This is a genomic window from Nocardioides renjunii, assembly GCF_034661175.1.
Classification (GTDB): domain Bacteria; phylum Actinomycetota; class Actinomycetes; order Propionibacteriales; family Nocardioidaceae; genus Nocardioides; species Nocardioides renjunii.
In genome coordinates, this window is the sequence record NZ_CP141058.1 from 4,102,588 (window position 1) to 4,122,284 (window position 19,697).

Here is a 19,697-nt window from a genome sequence, read left to right on the forward strand (position 1 = left end):
GAGGGATGGTCAGCGGGCCAGCAGCGCCGCGATCGCCTGCTCGGTGCTGCGCACCACCCGCTCGGTGTCGACGTCGAGCAGCCGGCCACCGCGCTTGCGGAACCGTCCGTCGACGATGACGGTGTCGACGTTCTCCGCTCCGGCCGCGAGCGCGAGGGTGTTGGCGACGTCGATGACCGGCGCCGTGGCGACGTCGTGGCGCCGGACCATGACGACGTCGGCCCGCTTGCCCGGGGTCAGCGAGCCGGTGACGTCGCCGAGGCCGAGGCTGCGGGCGCCGTCGATCGTCGCCATCTGGAGCACCCGGCGCGTGTTGATCGACAGCTCCTGCTCGGCGACGCCGCGGTGCAGGCCCGTCGTCAGGCGCATCACCGCCCACATGTCGGCCGACCCCACCAGCGACAGGGTGTCGACCGAGAGCGTCAGCAGCACGCCGCTGTCGACCATGTCCTTCACGGGCGAGATGCCGTAGCCGATGAGGAGCTCCGACATCGGCGAGATGCTCACGCTGGCACCCGAGTCGCGGATCGCCGCCCGCTCCTCCGGGGTGGTGTAGAGCGCGTGGATCAGCTGCGTGTCCGGGCCGAGCATGTCCTGCTCGGCCAGCTGCCGCACCATCTGCAGCGCGCCCTGCGCGCGCGTGGAGTTGGCGTGGTAGCTCACCGGCAGTCCCAGGCCGCGCGCCGCGTCGTACTCGGGGCGGAAGACGGCCTCACCGACGAGCCCCGGCGGCCGCCCGGCCAGGCCGAGGTGCATGAGCGGCACGCGTCCGCTGTCGAACCACTCGCGCTGCACGCGGGCGATGTCGGCCAGGTCGATCACCGACGTGCCGGGGTAGCCCTGCGGGGTCCCGTAGGAGAACCGGCCGCGCAGGCCGACCTCGCGGTGGGCCTGCAGGTTGGCGTCCGCGTGGTCGGGCGTGCGGATGTTGTGCGACCAGTCGTTGACGGTCGTGACCCCGGTGTTGAGGGCGTCGACCAGCGCGAGGCGCGCTCCCTGGTAGAGGTCCGAGGGCAGCGCACGCACGCCGTTGGCGACGTTGAGGGCGAAGTAGGCCGTCGCGGGCGACGAGCTGGCCATGGACCTGAACAGCGTGGTCCACAGGTGCCAGTGCGTGTCGACGAGGCCGGGCATGACGACCATGCCGCGCGCGTCGATCCGGCCGCCACGGGCACGGAGGCCGCGTCCGACCGCGACGATGCGGCCGTCCTTGACGTGCACGTCCCCGCCGTCGAGATCGCCGACCGCCGGGTCCATCGACACGACGTAGCCACCGGTGAGGACGTACTCGCGCGGACCGCGGCCGTGGTCGTGCCCGTGGTCGGGGTGCGACCCGCGCCCGCGCCCGGCCGCGGCGGGCGAGGCCACCGCGGCGGCCCCGAGCGCCCCGGCGGCCGCCGCAGCGCCGCCCAGCATCGAGCGCCGGTTGATGCCGGTCCTCTGGTTCTCGGCCTGCTTGTCGTCCTGCATGTCGTCCTGCATGTCGTCCATCTGGTGTCCTCCTGGGGACCCCGGGCGCCGGTCGGCGCCGTCGTCAGGCGAGGAGCCGCACGGGGCGCTCCAGCAACGCGGTCAGCTCCGCCAGCCAGCGCGCGGCGACGACACCGTCGACGGGCCGGTGGTCGACCGAGAGGGTCAGGCTCATCACCGAGCCGGGGACGACGCGGCCGTCCTCGACGACCGGCTCGTCCCGCACGGCGCCCACCGCGAGGATCGCGGCGTGGGGCGGGTTGATGATCGCGGCGAACTCCTCCACGCCGAACATGCCGAGGTTGGTCACGGTGATGGACCCGCCCTCGAGCTCGTCCTGCCGCAGCCGTCCTCGTCGCGCGCGGTCGGCGAGCTCGCGCACGCCGGACGCCAGCGCGGAGACCGACAGGGAGCCGACGTCACGCACCACCGGCGTGAGGAGGCCGCGGTCGGTGGCGACGGCGACGGCGACGTCCGCGCGCTGCCACCGGCGTACGGCGTCGTCGCGCCAGGTGACGTTGAGGTCGGGCACCCGCTGGTGGGCGATGGCCACCGCCTTGACGACCAGGTCGTTGACCGACACCTTCACCTCGCCGTCGAGGGCCTCGTTGAGCTCGGCCCGCAGCGCGAGCAGCCGCTCGGCGCGGATGGTGGTGCGGACGTAGAAGTGCGGGGCGTCCTGCTTGCTCGAGGCGAGGCGCTCGGCGACGGCACGACGCAGCCGGGTGTGCGGGACGTCCTCGTAGCCGGCGTCGGTCGCCGCCGGCGCGGGCGCCGGTGCAGCAGGAGCGACGGGTGCAGCGACGGGTGCCGCTACGGGAGCGGCACTGCGGGCGGCCAGGGCGGCCTCGACGTCGCGGCGCAGGATCCGCTGCTTGGGGCCGGTGCCGGGGATGTCGTCGATGCCCAGGCCCGCGTCGCGGGCGATCTTGCGCGCGAGCGGGCTGGCGAAGACCCGACCGCCGCGACGGGACGGAGCCGGGGTGCTCGGCGGCACGGGCGGGGCGGCCGGCACGGGCGGGGCGGCCGGCACGGGCGGCTCGACCGGGGCCTCCTCGGTGATCGGGCTGCCGGACCCGGGGTCGACGTCGGGCTCCGCCCGCTCGACCTGCTCGACCGGCTCGGCCTGGTCGGCCGGATCGGGCTGCGCGGCCGGGTCGCCGACCCCCAGCTCGCGCAGCAGCGCGGGCAGGTCGTCGACCCGCTCGCCGGGTGTGCCGAGGACGGCGATCGGGGCGCCCACCTCGACCTGCGCCCCGGCCGCCACCAGCGTCGTGAGGACCACGCCCGGGGCGTCGGCCTCGATGTCGACGAGCGCCTTGTCGGTCTCGACGGTCGCCAGCGCGTCGGCGGCGTCGAAGTCGACGGCCTCGGCCACCAGCCACTCGGCCAGGACGGCCTCGGTGGCGTTGGCGGAGACGCTCGGCATCCGCAGCACCCGGGGCACCTCAGTACCTCGCGATCTCGGTGAGCTCGGCGATGACCTCGTCCTTCTGGGCGATCGCCGCGCGCTCCAGCACCTTGCTGATGCTCGGCGAGGCCTCGGCACCGGTGACCCGGCGCACGGGGGCGTCGAGCAGGTCGAAGAAGCGCCGGTGGATCTCGTCGGCCAGCCACCCGCCGTACGACGTGCCGACCGCGCCCTGCTCGGCGATCATCACCTGGTTGGTCTTGGTGATGCTCGCCTCGATCGTGTCCCAGTCGATGCTGGCGCGGTCGAGCCACCGCAGGTCGATGACCTCGGCGTCGACCTCCGCGAACTCCTCGACGGCCTCGAGCACGAAGGGCACCATCCCGAGGTAGGTGAGGATCGTGGCGTCCTTGCCCTCGCGGCGGATCGCCGCCTTGCCGACGGGCAGGCAGTAGTCGAGGTCGTCCACCGGGCCGGGACCGACGGCGTTGTAGAGGTCGACGTGCTCGAGCACGACGACCGGGTCCTGGCAGCGGAGCGCGGTGTTCATCAGCCCGACGTAGTCGTAGGGCGTGGTCGGCGCCACGATGCGCCAGCCGGCGGAGGTGGCGAGGATCCCGGCCGGGTCCATCGAGTGCTGGGAGCCGTAGCCCGTGCCCATCGCCACCTTGCTGCGCAGGACGAGGGGGACGGGGCCGTCTCCGCCGTACATGTGTCGGGCCCGCGCCACCTGGTTGAACAGCTGGTCGGCCGCCACCCACATGAAGTCGGCGTACATGAACTCCACGACCGGCGTGAACCGCCCGTCGAGGGCGACGCCGCAGGCCAACCCCGTGAAGGCGTTCTCACTGATGGGCGTGCCGAGGATGCGGTCGGGGAAGCGCTCCGCGAGGCCGCGGGTGGCGCCGTTGGTGCCGCCGTTGAGCCGGTGCACGTCCTCACCCATGACGACCACGCCCTCGTCGGTCTCCATCCGGCGCCCGAGCACGGCGGCGATGGACTCGACGAGCTTCATCTCCTGCACGGGGACCGCGTGGCCCTCGGCCGGGACGACGCGGGCGTCGTCCATCTCGCTGAGGTCGCCACGGACACCGACGTCGACCCAGGCGGGGTCCGGCCACTCCTCCGCACGGATCCGGCGCTGGCCGGGCTTGCCGCCCGGTACGGGCTCGAGCAGGACCTCGCTGATCTCCTCCATCACGGCCCGCGCCTGGGCGAGCGCGCGGTCGGCGTCGCCCTCGCCGAGCAGGCCGAGCCGCTCGAGGTGGGCGGACGTGATCGTCAGCGGGTCGCGCCGGCGCCACTCCTTCTCCTCCTCCTTGTCGCGGTAGCCGAAGGCGCTGCCCGCGAAGCCGCCGTTCTGGTGGAAGAAGCGGTAGGTGTCGACCTCGACCACTGTCGAGCCGCGGCCGGCCCGCATGTGCTCGACGGCCTCGGACATGGCGAGGTGGACCGCGAGGGGGTCCTGCCCGTCGACCTTCCAGGACGCCAGGTTGAAGCCGAGGCCGCGCGCCGACAGCCGCGGCTCGGCGGTCGCCTCCTCCACGGAGGTCGACACGGCATAGCGGTTGTTCTCGATGAAGAAGCACACCGGCAACGCCCAGGCGCCGGCGAGGTTCATGGTCTCGAGCGTGGACCCGATGTTGACCGCGCCGTCGCCGAAGTAGGTGACCGAGACCGCGTCGGTGCCGGCACGCTGGTGGGCGAAGGCGAACCCGGCCGCCTGCGGGACGCCGCCGCCGACGATGGCGTTGGTGCCCATGGCGCCGGCGGCCTTCCACTGCAGGTGCATCGAGCCGCCGCGGCCGTGGCTCCAGCCGCGGTCGAGGCCGGCGATCTCGGCGAGGGTGCGCAGCAGCACGTCGCGGACCGCGTCCGACGGCGCCGCGAGCGGGTCCATGCCGTCGGGCTCGACGTGGTGCAGCGCCTTGGCGAGGAACTGGTGGTGTCCGCGGTGCGAGCCGTTGACCGAGTCCCGGCTGGTGAGGGCGAGCACGGAGCCGACGGCGCCGCCCTCCTGCCCGATGCTCGAGTGGGCGGGGCCGTGGATCAGCCCCGCGCCCGAGAGGTCGAGGACGTGCTGCTCGAAGGCGCGGATCCAGACCAGCTGGGCGAGGAACGTCCGCAGCAGCGCCGGGTCGGCACCGTCCCAGTCCTCGTCGGAGACGACGACCTCGACCCACGGGGCCGCGGGCGTGAGCTGACGGTGCTGGGGCATGACACTCCTTCATGACGGGCGCGCCGTCACTGTGGCACAGGTTTGGATCCAAAATCCAGAGGTGTGAGTGATGGACACCACACCGGCCTGCGTGCTTTGCTGGCGCAGAAGCCGTTTGGGATCCAAGGAGGCCGTGCGTGCCGTTGCCAGGACTGCGCCGGATCGACCACCTGGGCTTCACCGTGCCCGACCTCGAGCAGGCCCACCGGTTCCTCGTGGACGTCCTCGGCTGCGAGTTCCTCTACTCCCTCGGGCCCTTCTCGCACCCCGACGAGGGGGACGACTGGATGACGCGCCACCTGGCCGTCCACCCGGACGCGGTGATGGTCGAGAACCGATGGTTCCGGCTCGGCGGCGAGACGCTGCTCGAGGTCTTCCACTACTCCTCCCCCGACCAGCGCACGCACGTGCCGCGCAACAGCGACGTGGGCGGGCACCACGTCGCCCTGTACGTCGACGACCTCGACGCCGCCGTCGACCACCTCCGCGGGGCGGGCATCGAGGTCCTCGACGGGCCGACCGCGAGCCGCGGCCCGGCCGAGGGCAACCGCTGGATCTACTTCCTCGCCCCGTGGGGGATGCAGATGGAGCTGGTGTCGGCGCCGCAGGGCAAGCGCTTCGACCGGGAGAATCCGCGTCCATGAGCGAGACGAGCGGGACCCCCAGCACCGACATCGGCAGCACCCGCGTCGCGGCCTACCTCCGCGAGGCGATCCTGAGCGGCGAGCTGAAGCCGGGCGACCGGATCCGCCAGGAGGACATCGCCGAGCGCCTCGGCGCGAGCCGGCTGCCGGTGCGGGAGGCGCTGCGGATGCTCGAGGCCGAGGGCCTCACCGAGCACGAGGCCCGCAAGGGCGCCCGCGTGCCGCGCCTGTCGCAGCACGAGGTCGACGTGGTCTACCGGATGCGCGAGCGGCTCGAGCCGCTGGCCCTTGCCGAGAGCATGCCCCGGCTGGGCCCGGACGACCACGCCCAGCTCGAGGAGCTGCAGCGTCGCATCGAGGACAACGACGACCTCGAGAAGTTCCTCGACCTCGACCGCGAGTTCCACATGCTCACCTACTCCGGCTGCCACCTCGACCCGCTGATGACCAGCGTGACCCGGCTGTGGAACTCCACCCAGCACCACCGACGCGCCTACGTCGCGCTCGGCGGTCGCAGCCGGATGTGGGTGGTCAACTCCGAGCACCGGCTGATCCTCGACGCCGTCGTGCGCCGCGACCCCGACGACGGCGAGCGCTTCCTCGGCGGGCACATCCGGCGTACGCGCATCGAGCTCTCGCACCACCCGGAGGTCTTCGGGTGACGGCGTTCGCGGTCAACGGCTCCCCCGTCGAGGTCGGCGGCGACCCGGACACCCCGCTCCTGACGGTGCTGCGCGACGACCTCGGGCTCGTCGGCACCCGGTTCGGGTGCGGCCAGGGCCTGTGCGGGGCGTGCCACGTGCGGCTCGACGACGTCGTCGTGCCCTCGTGCCAGACCCCGGTGTGGCAGGCCGAGGGCAGGTCGGTCACCACCGTCGAGGGCCTCGCGGGCGACGACGGCGGTCCCCACCCGGTCCAGCGCGAGATCCTCGCCCGCCAGGCCGCCCAGTGCGGCTTCTGCATCTCCGGCATCGTCGTGCGGGCCGCCGCCCTCCTCGACGAGGAGCCGCACCCCGACGCCGCGCGCGTCGCGGAGGCGCTCGACGGCAACCTGTGCCGCTGCGGCGCCCACCGCCGGATCGTCGACGCGGTCCTCGCAGCCCGGGGACCGTCAGCGTGACCGACCTGCCTCCCCACGTCGTCACGAACCCCCGGCTGGGGAGCTGGGTGGCGGTGCGCGACGGGGTGGTGGAGGTGCGGACCGGCAAGGCCGAGCTCGGCCAGGGGATCGCCACCGCGCTCGCCCAGCTCGCCGCGGACGCCCTCGCGCTCCCCCTCGTGGCGGTGCGGGTGATCGCCCCGCACACCGCCCTCGGGCCCGACCAGGGGCTCACCGCCGGCAGCCTGTCGGTGCTGCAGACGGGCCCCGCGCTGGCCCACGTCGGTGGGGCGGTGCGCGCGCTCGCCGGCCCGCCGTCCCCGACCGAGGCGTACGTCGCACGCATCGCGGCCCTCGACCCGGAGCTCGACCTCACCACCGTCGAGCCGCTCGCGCCCGGTCGCGCCCTGGAGGTCGGGAGGAGCGCGCCCCGCACCGACCTGTCCGACAAGGTGCTCGGCCGGCCGCGCTTCCTCACCGACCTGCGGCCCGCGGGCCTGCTCCACGGCCGCGTCCTCCGCCCGCCGTCGGTGGGCGCCGTGCTGCGGTCCCTCCCGGACGACTGGACCGAGACCGGGGTGGCCCTGGTGCGGGACGGCTCGTTCGTGGGCGTGGTCGGCGAGCGCGAGGCCGACGTCGACCGGGCGCTGGAGCGGCTGCGGCGCGAGGCCGCGTGGGACGAGCGCGACCTGCTGCCCGCCACCGACGACCTGCCCGCCTGGCTCCGCTCCGGCACGCACGAGGAGGTGCCGGTGCTCGACGAGCCGGGCGCTCCCGGTGCCGGGCCCGAGGGGGCGCCTGCCGTCGTCGAGGCGTCGTACTCCCGGCCGTTCCTGGTGCACGCCTCGATCGCCCCGAGCGCCGGGATGGCCGTGTGGGACGAGGACGGCGTCCACGTCTGGTCGCACAGCCAGGGGATCCACGGCCTGCGGGACGCGATCGCCGCCACCCTCGACCTCGTCCCGGCGACGGTGGTGATCGAGCACGTCGAGCACGCCGGGTGCTACGGGCACAACGCCGCGGACGACGCGGCCCTCGACGCGGTGCTGCTGGCCCGGGCCGTGCCCGGGCGCCCGGTGCTGCTGCGCTGGACGCGGCCCGACGAGCTGACGTGGGGGCCGCTGGCCCCGGCGATGACGGCGACGGTGCGCGCCTGCCTCGACGGCCGGCGCATCACCGGCTGGTCCTACGACGTGTGGAGCCAGGGCCACACCGCGCGGCCGGGCTACGCCGGCAACCCGGGCCTGCTCGCTGGCGGCGACCTCGCCCGGCCGGTGCCGCTGCCGCCGGCGACCGACCCGCCGTCAGCCGCGGGCGGCGGGACGACCCGCAACGCGGTGCCGGGCTACGACGTCGGCGCCCGCCGGGTGGTCGGCCACCGCAAGACCGACTCGGCGCTGCGCACCTCGGCGATGCGCGCGCTCGGCGCCCACCTCAACGTCTTCGCCATCGAGTCCTTCATGGACGAGCTCGCCGGCGCGGCCGGCGTCGACCCGGTCTCGTTCCGGCTCGACCACCTCACCGACCCGCGCGCCCGGCACGTGGTGGCCGAGGCGGCGCGGCTCGCGGGATGGGACGAGGCGCTGCCCGAGGACACCGGTCGCGGCCTGGGCTGGGCGCGCTACAAGGACCGCGGTGCCTACTGCGCCGTCGTCGCCGACGTCGAGGTCGCCAGCGAGGTCGTCGTGACCCGCCTGCTGGTCGTCGCCGACGTCGGTCGCGTGGTCAGCCCCGACGGTGCGCGCAACCAGCTCGAGGGCGGTGCCACCCAGGCGACGTCGTGGACGCTCAAGGAGCGGATGCCCTTCGACCGCCGCCGCCTGCTCGGCACCGACTGGGAGGCGTACCCGGTCCTGCGGTTCTCCGAGGCGCCCGACGTCTCGGTCCACCTCGTCGACAGTGACGCGCCCTCGACGGGCGCCGGCGAGGCGGCCCAGGGACCCACGTCCGCCGCCATCGCGAACGCCGTCCACCGCGCGCTCGGCGTCCGCGTGCGCGACCTCCCCCTCGACGCGGCCGCCATCGTCCGCGCCATCGACCAGTCCGACTGACCCGAGGAGCCACCATGAGCACGCCCCGCATCTCCTACGTCGCCTACGACGACATGGACCCACGCATGCAGGCCGAGATGGACCGCAGCGCCCGCGAGGGGACGCCGCGCCCGGAGACCAACGCCATCCGCGCCCACGTGCCCGCGGCGTTCTGGGCCTTCGCCGAGCCCTGGGAGACGATGTTCCGCAACGGCGTCGTCGACCACGCCGTCAAGGAGCTGTGCCGGGTCTACATCTCGCGCACGGTCACCTGCGAGTTCTGCGGCAACCAGCGCTCGGTCAAGGGCAGCCAGCAGGGCCTGCAGGAGGGGCAGTACGACGACCTGCTCAACTTCGAGTCCTCCGACCGGTTCGACGACCGGCAGAAGGCCGCGCTCGCCTACGCGCAGGCAATCGCCTGGAACGAGGACGACCGGGACGGGCTGTGGGACCGGCTGCACGCCCACTTCAGCGAGGACGAGCTGGTGGAGCTCGGCTGCGTGATCGCGCTGACCTTCGGCCAGCAGAGCTGGATCCGGCTGCTCGACGTCGACCACCACCAGTACATGGCCGGCACGTCGGCCTCGATGGCTCCCGGCTTCGAGGACGCCGAGGCCCTGGCGGCCTCCAAGGCCAAGGAGGACTACTGGGCGGCCGGCGCCCCGGGCGCGACCCGGTGAGCGCCGCCAGCTGGGACCCGCTCGCGCCCGTCCTGGTCGAACCGCTCGCCGGGTCGGACAGCCCGGCGCACTACCTGCTCGCCGAGACGCTCGACGGGCTCTACACGCCGTACGCGCTCCGGCTGCCCGACGGCCCCGGGCCCCACCCGTTCGTGCTGGTGGCCTACGGCAACGGCGGCGGCGGGATGGGGTGGCTCCGCGACCGCGTGCACCGCTTCCGTCACGTGACGGACGTGTTGCTCGAGGCGGGCTACGCCTGCGCGTGGGTCCGCTACCGGACCGAGGTCGAGCTCGGCTACCAGACCGGCGGACCGCTGCGCAGCACCGTGCGGCAGGGGATGGGGCTGCTGAACCGCGCGCCGCTGGAGTACGAGGACGAGGTGGCGATCCTGCGTCACGTCGCCATCCACCCGGCGATCGACGCCGACCGGCTGTTCCACCTCGGCGTGAGCCACGCCGGCGAGATGCTCCTCAAGCTGCTGTCGCAGCACCCCGGACTGCTGCGCGCCGGAGTCGCGGCCGAGCCCGCTTCGCACGAGCTGCTCACCCTGCGCCTCGACGACGTGCCGACGGTGACGAGCGAGGGCGGCCTGCGCGACATCGAGCGCATGGAGATCCGCAGCACCGACCGGGCCCGCGACCGCATCGCCGACCCCGACGAGGTGTCGGCGCGGCTGGACGCGGTGGACATCCCGGTGCTGGTGCTCGGCCGCGACGAGGACGAGCTGCAGGGCGTCTTCCGGCTGACCTACGAGCTGCTCGCCGAGAAGCGCGACGACGTCGAGTGGCGGTCGTGGTCGCACGACGTGCACGGCTACATCTACCCCGAGTCGGATGCCGAAGGGGTGGCACGGGTCGACGACGTGCAGCGCGAGGCGCTCGCCGTGGTCGTCGACTTCCTGGACAGGCACAGCAGGTGACCGGCCGGCCGGCACGAGAGGAGCGAGGCATGTACGACGACATTGGACGCGTGGGGTTCGTGGGGCTCGGCGCCATGGGCTCGGGCATCGCCCGGCGGATCATGGACGCCGGCCACACCGTGGTCGGCTGGAACCGCACGCGGAGCAAGGCGCAGGACCTGCTGGACGCCGGCATGGGCTGGGCCGACACGCCCCGCGAGGTCGCGGCGCAGTGCGACGTCGTGTTCACCATGCTCACCAACACCGCGGCCGTCGAGGGCGCCGCGCACGGCGACGACGGCCTGCTCGCCGGCCTCGCCGCCGGCAAGGTGTGGGCCGACCTCAGCACGATCGCGCCGGAGCGCAGCGTCGCGCTGGCCGAGGAGGTCGCCGCGACCGGCGCCCGCTACCTCGACACCCCGGTCTCGGGCTCGCCGGCCACGCTGGCGGCCGGGCAGATGTCGGTCATGGTCGGCGGCGAGCGGTCGGCGTACGACCACGTCGAGGCGCTGCTCCACGCGATCGGGCCGAAGGTCACCTACATCGGCCCCAACGGCCACGCCATCCTCACCAAGGTCGCGATCAACCTGTCGCTCGTGGTCTCGGTGACGGCCTTCGCGGAGGCGGTGACGCTGGTCGAGAAGGCCGGCGTCGACCGGGCCGCGGTGGTCGACGCCGCGCTCAAGAGCGTGATCGCCTCACCCGTCATCGGCTACCGCGCTCCCCTGCTGGTCGACGACGACACCGTCTACGCCGACGTCGAGCTGCAGCAGAAGGACCTCGTCCTGGCCCAGGAGCTCGGCCGCAAGCTCGGCGTCATGCTGCCGACCTGCTCGGCCACCAGCGAGATGCTCAGCGCGGCGCGCAGCAGCGACCTCGCCGACCGTGACTTCCTCGTCAGCGTCGCTGACGTCTACCGCCGAGCCGCAGGAGTGGAGATCCCGTGACCGACCCGAAGCCCCCGTTCCGCACCACCGTCGACGACGTCCCCCTCGAGCAGGGCCTGCGCGAGGAGGAGGGGTGGGTCGACATGCGGGTGCAGTACCTCATCAACTCCGAGCGCGGCGGCTCCGACGGCCTCACCGTCGGTCGGACGGTGCTGCCGCCCGGCGCCCGCCACGACCGCCACCTGCACACCGACGCCGACGAGTTCCTCGTCGTGATGTCCGGGCGCGGCGAGATCCACACCAACTCCGGTTGCGAGCCGTCGCAGGCCGGCGACGTCATCTTCACCCCGCGCGGCAACTACCACGGGTTCGTCAACACCGGCGACGAGGACGTGCTGCTCATCTGGGGCTGGAGCGGCGCCGGCTCGCTGGCCGCCGCGGGCTACGGGATGCCGGGGCCGGACGACGAGTTCGACGACCCCTCGTGAGCCTCGACCCGCGGATCGCGGCCGGTACGACGCGGATGCTGGCGCGGCGTGCTGCCGCGCTGGCCTCGGGGGCGGAGCCGCTCGGGTGGAAGCTGGGCTTCGGAGCGCCGGCGGCGTTGTCCACGCTCGGTACCGACCGGCCGCTGGTCGGGTGCCTGACGAGCGACCGGCTGCTCGTCTCCGGCTCCTCGGTCCCGGTGTCCGGGTGGACGAAGCCGTTGCTGGAGGCGGAGGTGGCCGCGCACCTCGGCTCCCCCGTGGCGTCGACCGCCTCGGCGTCGGAGGCGCTCGCCGCCGTGTCCGCGTGGTCGGTGGCGATCGAGCTGGCCGACCTGTCCTTCGCGCCCACGGACATCGAGGAGGTGCTGGTCGGCAACATCTACCACCGGCACGTCCTGCTCGGTCCTGTCGTCCCTCTGCTCCCTGAGGACCCGTCCTTCTCCGTCCTGCGAGACGGGGTCGCGGTCGCGTCGACGTCCACTCCCTTCGAGCTCACCGGCTCGCTGGGATCGATCCTGGCGTCCGCCGCCGCGACGCTGGCTGCGTGCGGTGCCGGCCTGGGTGCCGGGGACGTGGTGATCACCGGGTCGGTGGTGCCTCCGATCGACGTCAGCGGTGGCGGCTCGTGGTCGGTCGTCGCGCCCGGGCTCGGGGAGGTCGGGGTGGAGCTGGTCGGCGGTGGCTCGTCGGCGGTTGCCGAGGCACTCTCGCCAGGCCGCTGACCTGCGCAAAGATCGCGAGCCACCCGGCGTCCACAGGCATTCCGGGTGTCGGTGGCGAGCGGTAGAATCGAACACATGATCGACGCGCTGCCCGACCTCGATGCCACGAGCCTGCTCGCCCTGGCGACCGAGGCCGTGCACGCTCGCCGGCAGGCGGAGGTGCGTGACCTCGAGGTGCTCGCCCAGTGGGCCGCCGTCCACTCGAGCGACCCGACCGAGGGACCGGACGGCGCGACGGCCCGTCGGCTGGGCAACGTGCTGGTGCAGGTCGGCGGAGACGGCACCCCCGGGGTGCAGGACTTCTGCCTCGGCGAGATCGCCCTCGCCCGCGGCACCGGCGTGATGGCGTCGCGCCACGCGCTCGCCGACGTGCTCGACCTGCAGCACCGCCTGCCGCTCACCTGGGCGGTGTGCCGTCGCGGGGAGTGCGAGCCATGGGTGGCGCGTCGGATCGCCAAGCTGTCGCGCCACCTGGGCGCCGACCGCGTCGGCCTCGTCGACTCCGCCATGTCGCGGATGATCGCCACGGAGTCCGCGGGGCGCGTGCTCGAGGTCGCGGAGGCCAAGGTCATCGAGGCCGACCCCGACCTGCACGACGAGCGGTCGGAGGCCGAGCGACGCCGCCGCTTCGTCCACCTCGGCCGCACGGACGAGCTCGGCCTGAGGATGCTGATCGCCCGCCTCGACGCCGGCGACGCGGCTGCCGTCGAGGCCACGGTCCGCCGGGTCGCGGAGGTCATCGAGCCGCTCCACCCCGAGGCGCACCCCGATGAGCTCCGCGCCCTCGCCGTCGCGTGGCTGGCCCGTCCGGCCGAGCTGATGACGCTCCTCCTCGAGCACACCGCTGCGCCGGACGGTGAGCTCGACCCGGAGCTCGACCCGGAGCCCGTCCTGCCGCGTGCCCTGGCGTTCCCCGCCGACCTCCTCGACGCACTGCGCGAGATCGACCTGACTCCCCTGGCGCCGAAGGGCGTGCTCCACGTCCACCTCCACGAAGCCGCCCTCCACGGTCGCGACGGGGTGGCTCGAGTCGAGGGACTCGGTCCGGTCACCTTCGGTCGGCTCGCCGAGCTCCTCGCGCGGGTGGACCTGAGGATCCAGCCGGTCAAGGACCTCTCCGACCGGGTCCGCCACACCGCCTACGAGCACCCCGAGTCGCTCCGCGACCAGGTCCACCTCGTCGCGGGCGGCGACTACTGGCCCTACGCCACGTCGACCAGCCGCAACGTCGACCTCGACCATCCCACGCCGTTCGACCACGGCGACGGCCGAGAACCCCCGCCGGACCAGACCGGCTCCCACAACTCCGGCCCGCTCGGCCGACGGCACCACCGCTGGAAGACCCACGCGGGCTACCGGTCGCGCCAGTGCGGCGAGGGACGCTACGTCTGGCTGACCCCGCACGGGCTCGGCTTCCTCGTCGACCACACGGGCACCCACCGGATCCACCCCGAGAAGGCCCGGATGATCCTCGAGGCTCCGGCCGGGGTGGACATGTATCCGGGCTAGGCCCGCTCACGCCACTGGGACCGCGTCACCTCAAAGGTGAGCACGCCCGGGGATGGTTCGTCGACCTGCTCCAGTCCCACAGCCTCCAGCGTTCTCCTCGAGGCGATGTTCGCGGTGACGGTCCCCGCCCACACACGAGTCACGGCCAGGTCGGTGAATGCGTGGGCCAGCAGCATGCGAGCGCCTTCCGCGCCGAATCCCTTGCGCCAGTGCTCACGTCGGAGACGGAACCCGAGCTCAGCCGCACGAGGATCGGACTCGGTGCGGCCCAGTCCCCACCAGCCGATCGCTCGGCCATCGGCCGAACCGACCCAGTAGCCGAGACCGGCGGCGCGATCCGAGCGCTCACCCAACCGTCGTGTCCATTCCTCGACCGTGTCCGACCGGGAAGCAGCGCGACCCGAGACGTGCGCCATCACCTCCGCGTCGCTGTTCAGGTCGGCGAAGAACTCGAGGTCGTCGACCCTGGCAGGGCGCAACGTCAGGCGCGGGCCATCGAGTCGTGGCAACAACACCCGAAGACCTTCGCACGCACCTGTCGGCCGGAGCGGACCACCCGCTCACCACCCTTGACACCCCCCGCCGCCTCGCTAGGTTGGATGAAGCCAGCGAGGGCGAGCCCACTGGCGTCGGGGAGGGCGAACCCATGCGACGTACTGCTGTCCTGGCCGTGCTGCTGCCCCTGCTGGTGCTGGTCCGGGTCGGACCGGCGACGGCCGCGGTGTCGTGCCACCAGATCACCGCGACCGGCGCGGGCCAGGGCGCAGCTCCACAGGCGGGCGATCCCCCCGGCCTGATCCGGACCGTGGCGCAGATCCGCGGCGGGGGCCTGCTGCAGGGCACGACGGAGGCTGCGTTCCAGGTCGTCGGGGCCACACCGACCGGGATCGTCTTCGCCGGTGACATCACCTTCACCACGAACCGAGCGACACTCTCGGTCGACCTCGACGGCACGCTCGACCTGACGACCGGCGAGTTCCGTGCGTCGGGCGACGTCAGCGGGGCCAGCGGCAAGCTCGAGGGAGCCACCGGCACGCTCACCCTCGCCGGCGTGCAGGACCTGCTGGACCCGGCAGGGAGCTTCACGGAGACCGTGTCCGGCGAGATCTGCGTGGACCTCGGCGCGAACGGCAGGACCTAGCCGCCGTCAGGCGCCGTCCTCGGTCAGGGTCGTGACGGGGAGCCAGTCGGCTCCGAGGAGCTCGGCGACGTCCACGAGGCCGCTGTTGTCGCCGCCCACGGTGTCGGAGGCCGCGGCGATCCGCTCCACCATGACCTTGCCGACCTGCTCCTCCACGGTGCCCTCGGCATAGGCGATGTGCCACGGCGAGACCTGGTGGTCGCGGTGCGTACGACCCGTCACCTGCCGTCCGGCGATGCCCGAGAAGCGGGCCTGGTGGAAGACCCCGACCCGCGGCTCGGTGCTGGCGCGGCGGCCGTCGGCGAGCGTCTCGCCGGCGTGCAGGCTGATCGAGGCGACCGTGGTGAAGACGCAGACCTTCGCCTGCCCGGTCTGGAACCGCAGTCGCTCAGCCTCCGGGTCGAACCGGCCGCGGCCGTAGATGGTGGCGACCTGGATCCCCGAGTCGCGCAGCCTGTCGGCGATCGGGTCGGCAGCGGTCGCGACGAACTCGACCGAGCACGCGACCTGCCGCTCGCTCTCGACCTGCTGGGTGATCCAGGCGACCGTCGAGTCGACGCGGATCAGTCCGGCCTTCTGGCGGAACCGCAGGAGGGCGGCCCGCCCCCGGGCGACGTTGCGGCCACGCCGGGCGAGGTCCATCTCCCGGCAGAACTCGCCCCACTCCGCCTCGTACGCCTCCCGCTCGGCCGGCGTCAGCGCGACGGGCATGCCCGAGATCGGCACCGGCCCCCACGGCGCTGCCCGGTGCAGCATCGCCGGGGGCCGCTCGTCCTCGAGCCAGCCGCGCACGAGCTCGAGGTCGGCGGCGCGTCGCGCCGGGTCAGTGGTCCACGAGGCGCCGTGGCGTCCCTGCTCCACGCCGACGCCGTGCCGCTCGAGCGCGTCGGCGAACGCCTGCCCGGGTCGGGTCGTCGAGGTCCAGGCCTTCATCGGCTCGCCCAGCGCCTGTGCGTAGGCCGGGGCCAGGTAGGGCAGCTCGAGCGGCGTGTGCCCGGGCGTCGCAGTGGTGGCGATGACGAACGGGGCCTCGTCGTGCGGCCGGCCGTGTCCGGAGATCCGCGCCCACAGCTTCCACCGCTTGGTCGTCGTACGCCGCAGGGCGTGCGCCTCGTCCGCGATGATCACGTCCCACGTGTGGTCCTTGACCTTCTCCAGCCGGTCCCACGTGATCACCACCCACTCCAGGCCGCCGTCCCCCAGCGCCGCGATCGTGCGGCACCAGTGGCCGATCGTGATCGCGGCGGGCCGGTCGGCCACGACGAGCACGCGTCGCGCGCCGCGGAGGTCGCCGACCGCCACCGCCCCGAGGACCGCGGCGATCGTCTTGCCCACGCCCGGCTCGTCGGCGAGCAGGAACTGCCGTCCGCCCGCCAGGGCGCGTGCCGCGATCGCGTCGGCCGCCTCGAACTGGATCCGCCGGGGCTCGAGCTCCTCGGCCGGCTCGGGGACGGGCGCGGGGTGGTCGGGGTTGAGGTGGTTCTCGATGAACCGCCCGAGGGTGTGCGGCCCCGGGGCGTACGGCGCCAGGTGCTCGGGCAGGGTGCGGCCGACGTGGAGGTGGGTCCTGACGGCCGGGTGCCAGGTGGCGCCGTCGACCTGTGTCCCGAAGGGGACGTCGAGCACCCAGATGCGCTCACCCGGCCCGGCGGTCGGCGGCGGGGCCGGCGCGGAGGCGGTGCGTCGACGGGCACCGGAACGTCGACGACTGGCCACGCCCGGACGCTACCGGGCCCGTCGCCCTCACCAGCTCACGGCGACGTACTTGCTCTCCATGTAGTCGAGCATCCCCTCGTGCCCGCCCTCCCGACCGATCCCGGACTGCTTCGTGCCGCCGAACGGCGCGGCGGGGTCGGAGACGAGGCCGCGGTTGAGCCCAACCATGCCGGCGTCGAGGCGCTCGCTGACGCGGAGGCCGCGGGCCAGGTCGCGGGTGTAGACGTAGGAGACCAGGCCGTACTCCGTGTCGTTGGCCATCGCGATCGCGTCGTCCTCGTCGGTGAAGGTCAGCACCGGGGCGACCGGGCCGAAGATCTCCTCGCCCAGGATGTCCGCGCCGCGGGGGACGTCGAGCAGGACGGTCGGTGAGTAGTAGAAGCCCTCGCGGTCGGGGCGCTCGCCCCCGAGCACGACGCGCGCTCCCGCCGACACGGCGCCCCTGACGAGCTCGTCGACCTTGGCGGCCGACTCCTCGTTGACCAGCGGTCCGACCTGGGTGTCGTCGGCTGTGCCCGGACCGACGGTGAGGGCCCTCATCCGCTCGGCGAGGCGGCTGCTGAACTCCTCGGCGACGTCGGCGTGGACGTAGAACCGGTTGGCCGCGGTGCAGGCCTCGCCGGCGTTGCGCATCTTGGCGATCATCGCTCCGTCGATCGCGGCGTCCAGGTCGGCGTCCTCGAAGACCAGGAACGGCGCGTTGCCGCCGAGCTCCATCGAGCAGTTCACGACCTGGTCGGCCGCCTCCTTGAGCAGCACCCGGCCCACCTCGGTTGAGCCGGTGAAGGACAGCTTGCGCACTCGCGGGTCGTGCACCATCGCCGAGACGACGGCGCCCGAGCGCCGCGCCGGCAGCACCGACACCACGCCCTCCGGCACCCCGGCGTCGGCGAGGACCTTCGCCATCAGCAGGGCCGTGAGGGGCGTGTCCGAGGCGGGCTTGAGGATCACCGTGCACCCGGCGGCCAGTGCCGGCCCGATCTTGCGCGTCGCCATCGCGGCCGGGAAGTTCCACGGGGTCACCAGCACGGCGATGCCGACGGGCTGCTGCAGCACCAGGATCCGGTTGGCGCCCGACGGGGCGGTCATCACGGTGCCCGAGGCGCGCACCGCCTCCTCGGCGTACCAGCGGAAGAACTCGGCGGCGTACGCCGTCTCGCCGCGCGCGTCGGGCAGCGCCTTGCCGTTCTCCAGCGAGATCAGGTGGGCGATCTCGTCGGCGCGCTCGGTCATCAGCTCGAACGCCCTGCGGAGGATCTCGGCTCGCTCGCGCGGCGCGGTCGCGGCCCACGACGCGGCAGCCGCGTCGGCCGCCTCCACGCACGCCATCGCGTCGTCGACCGTGCCGTTGGCCACCGACGCGACGACCTTCCCCGTCGCGGGGTCGAGGACGTCGAAGCGGCCGCCGTCGGAGGCGGCGCGCTCGACGCCGCCCACCCAGAGGTCGAGCGGCAGGTCGGGGACGGAGGAGAGCGAGAAGTCAGCCACGAGGGGGCCTTTCGGAGGATCGGCTGGGCAGGATCGGCTGGAGAGGATCAGTAGGGGTTGGTGACGAAGAGCTCCTGCGCCGGGAACAGCGTGAGGATGCGGGGGCCGTCCTCGGTGATGACGACCTCCTCCTCGATCCGGGCCGCGGAGAAGCCGTCGGAGGCGGGGCAGTAGGTCTCGAGCGCGAAGACCATGCCGACCCGGAGCTCGACCGGCTCCTTCATCGAGTTGAGCCGCGAGATGATCGGGCGCTCGTGGAGGCCGAGCCCGAGGCCGTGGGCGAACTGCAGGCCGAAGGCCTCCATCTCGCTGCCGAAGCCGAACTCCTCCGCCTTCGGCAGCAGCGCGGCGACCTCGTCCGTGCCGACGCCGGCCGCGATGCCGTCGATGCCGCGGTCCATCCACTCCCGCGCGCGGGCGTACGCGTCGCGCTGGGCCGGCGTCGAGCTGCCCACGGCGAAGGTGCGGTAGTAGCAGGTGCGGTAGCCGTTGAAGGAGTGGATGATGTCGAAGAACGCCTGGTCGCCTGGCCGGACCAGCCGGTCGGTGAAGTTGTGGGGGTGCGGGTTGCACCGCTCGCCGGAGATGGCGTTGACCGCCTCGACCTGGTCGGAGCCCATCTCGTAGAGCCGCTTGTTGGCGAGCGCGACGATCTCGTTCTCACGCACGCCGGGCTTCAGCGCCTCGGTGATGTCCTGGTAGACGCCGTCGACCATCGCGGCCGCCTGGTTGAGCAGCATGATCTCGTCGCCGCTCTTGATGCAGCGGGCGTCGAGCATCAGCTGCTGCGCGTCGACGACCGTGAGGCCCTGCCGCTGCATCTCGAAGAGGAACGGCGGCTCGACGATGTCCATGCCGACCGGCATGTCGGCCACGCCGGCCTCGACCAGCAGCGACTTGATCTCGGCGACCGCGTCGACCATCAGCCCGACGGACGGCGCGACGGCCCCCCGGAACCCGAGGAAGCCGGCGCGGTAGTTCTCCTCCGGCACCCACTGCGAGTAGATCTTGTGGTGCTTGACCGCGGACCCGAAGTCCCACAGGACTGGGTCCTTGCCGCGGGCCAGCAGTGCGTAGCGGATCATCTTGTCGCCGAGCGCACCACCGATCCACGTCTGCGTGGTGTAGCGGATGTTGTAGAAGTCGAAGAGCAGGAACGCCCCGCACTCGCTCGTGTCGAGGGCCTCGCGCGCCCGCGCGATGCGATACCTCCGGAGCCGGTCGAAGTCGACGCGCTCCTCGTAGTCGACGCCCATGTGCCCCGGCGCCGACAGCGGGCGCGCCCCCGTGCTCAT

18 protein-coding genes are annotated in these 19,697 nt (G+C 73.3%); 11 read left to right on the forward strand and 7 right to left on the reverse strand.

Translation table 11 applies throughout. The annotated features are described in order from the left end of the window. Positions 1–9: 9 nt before the first annotated feature. From SHK17_RS19680 to SHK17_RS19690, 3 genes are read right to left on the reverse strand one after another with little or no spacing between them, the layout of a single operon-like run. Positions 10–1,491, reverse strand: coding sequence for an amidohydrolase family protein (locus SHK17_RS19680; RefSeq protein WP_322920448.1), 1,482 nt, complete (start codon positions 1,489–1,491; stop codon positions 10–12). Between the two features lie 43 nt (positions 1,492–1,534). Continuing rightward, on the reverse strand, positions 1,535–2,917 hold the full coding sequence (locus SHK17_RS19685; RefSeq protein WP_322920449.1) for a dihydrolipoamide acetyltransferase family protein: 1,383 nt from the start codon (positions 2,915–2,917) through the stop codon (positions 1,535–1,537). 1 nt (position 2,918) lies between these two features. After that, positions 2,919–5,099 carry an alpha-ketoacid dehydrogenase subunit alpha/beta gene (locus SHK17_RS19690; RefSeq protein ID WP_322920450.1) on the reverse strand — a complete coding sequence of 727 codons (2,181 nt, stop codon included), beginning with the start codon at positions 5,097–5,099 and terminating at the stop codon, positions 2,919–2,921. Between the two features lie 137 nt (positions 5,100–5,236). On the opposite strand from SHK17_RS19690, the gene SHK17_RS19695 reads away from it, so the two are divergent. From SHK17_RS19695 to SHK17_RS19740, 10 genes are all read left to right on the forward strand, one after another. Next, the gene (locus SHK17_RS19695) at positions 5,237–5,743 is read left to right on the forward strand and encodes a VOC family protein (RefSeq protein ID WP_172267595.1); all 507 of its coding nucleotides are present in this window, start codon (positions 5,237–5,239) and stop codon (positions 5,741–5,743) included. Beyond that, positions 5,740–6,405 (forward strand): GntR family transcriptional regulator, encoded by a 666-nt coding sequence (locus tag SHK17_RS19700; protein WP_322920451.1) that lies wholly within the window; start codon positions 5,740–5,742, stop codon positions 6,403–6,405. The genes SHK17_RS19695 and SHK17_RS19700 overlap by 4 nt, the downstream gene beginning before the upstream one ends. Next, on the forward strand, positions 6,402–6,863 hold the full coding sequence (locus tag SHK17_RS19705; RefSeq protein WP_322423457.1) for a (2Fe-2S)-binding protein: 462 nt from the start codon (positions 6,402–6,404) through the stop codon (positions 6,861–6,863). Before SHK17_RS19700 ends, SHK17_RS19705 begins: the two co-directional genes overlap by 4 nt. Beyond that, on the forward strand, positions 6,860–8,893 hold the full coding sequence (locus SHK17_RS19710) for a xanthine dehydrogenase family protein molybdopterin-binding subunit (RefSeq protein ID WP_322920452.1): 2,034 nt from the start codon (positions 6,860–6,862) through the stop codon (positions 8,891–8,893). Before SHK17_RS19705 ends, SHK17_RS19710 begins: the two co-directional genes overlap by 4 nt. A gap of 14 nt (positions 8,894–8,907) precedes the next feature. Beyond that, complete coding sequence (locus SHK17_RS19715; protein WP_172267607.1) at positions 8,908–9,552, forward strand: carboxymuconolactone decarboxylase family protein; 645 nt, start codon at positions 8,908–8,910, stop codon at positions 9,550–9,552. Next, a complete protein-coding gene (locus SHK17_RS19720) occupies positions 9,549–10,472 on the forward strand; it encodes an alpha/beta hydrolase family protein (RefSeq protein WP_322920453.1) in 924 nt (307 codons plus the stop codon). The genes SHK17_RS19715 and SHK17_RS19720 overlap by 4 nt, the downstream gene beginning before the upstream one ends. 29 nt (positions 10,473–10,501) lie before the next feature. Next, complete coding sequence (locus SHK17_RS19725) at positions 10,502–11,398, forward strand: NAD(P)-dependent oxidoreductase (protein WP_322920454.1); 897 nt, start codon at positions 10,502–10,504, stop codon at positions 11,396–11,398. Further along, positions 11,395–11,826, forward strand: a complete 432-nt coding sequence (locus SHK17_RS19730) for a cupin domain-containing protein (RefSeq protein WP_322920455.1) — start codon at positions 11,395–11,397, stop codon at positions 11,824–11,826. Before SHK17_RS19725 ends, SHK17_RS19730 begins: the two co-directional genes overlap by 4 nt. Beyond that, positions 11,823–12,548, forward strand: coding sequence for a fumarylacetoacetate hydrolase family protein (locus SHK17_RS19735; protein WP_322920456.1), 726 nt, complete (start codon positions 11,823–11,825; stop codon positions 12,546–12,548). The genes SHK17_RS19730 and SHK17_RS19735 overlap by 4 nt, the downstream gene beginning before the upstream one ends. Positions 12,549–12,623: 75 nt before the next feature. Beyond that, positions 12,624–14,057 carry a hypothetical protein gene (locus SHK17_RS19740; protein WP_322920457.1) on the forward strand — a complete coding sequence of 478 codons (1,434 nt, stop codon included), beginning with the start codon at positions 12,624–12,626 and terminating at the stop codon, positions 14,055–14,057. Here the strand turns inward: SHK17_RS19740 and SHK17_RS19745 are convergent. Continuing rightward, on the reverse strand, positions 14,054–14,572 hold the full coding sequence (locus SHK17_RS19745; RefSeq protein WP_322920458.1) for a GNAT family N-acetyltransferase: 519 nt from the start codon (positions 14,570–14,572) through the stop codon (positions 14,054–14,056). The two genes, SHK17_RS19740 and SHK17_RS19745, sit on opposite strands and share 4 nt — an antisense overlap. 131 nt (positions 14,573–14,703) lie before the next feature. Between SHK17_RS19745 and SHK17_RS19750 the strand changes: the two genes are divergently transcribed. Next, positions 14,704–15,198 (forward strand): hypothetical protein, encoded by a 495-nt coding sequence (locus tag SHK17_RS19750; RefSeq protein ID WP_322920459.1) that lies wholly within the window; start codon positions 14,704–14,706, stop codon positions 15,196–15,198. A 6-nt stretch (positions 15,199–15,204) separates the two neighbouring features. Here the strand turns inward: SHK17_RS19750 and SHK17_RS19755 are convergent, their stop codons facing one another. From SHK17_RS19755 to SHK17_RS19765, 3 genes are read right to left on the reverse strand one after another with little or no spacing between them, the layout of a single operon-like run. After that, entirely contained in the window at positions 15,205–16,914 is a 1,710-nt protein-coding gene (locus SHK17_RS19755; protein ID WP_322920460.1) for a DEAD/DEAH box helicase, read from the reverse strand. Positions 16,915–16,941: 27 nt separating this feature from the next. Beyond that, positions 16,942–18,402, reverse strand: coding sequence for an NAD-dependent succinate-semialdehyde dehydrogenase (locus tag SHK17_RS19760; protein ID WP_322423467.1), 1,461 nt, complete (start codon positions 18,400–18,402; stop codon positions 16,942–16,944). Positions 18,403–18,449: 47 nt separating this feature from the next. After that, positions 18,450–19,697: a M24 family metallopeptidase gene (locus tag SHK17_RS19765; RefSeq protein WP_172267631.1), complete on the reverse strand. Its 1,248-nt coding sequence runs from the start codon at positions 19,695–19,697 to the stop codon at positions 18,450–18,452.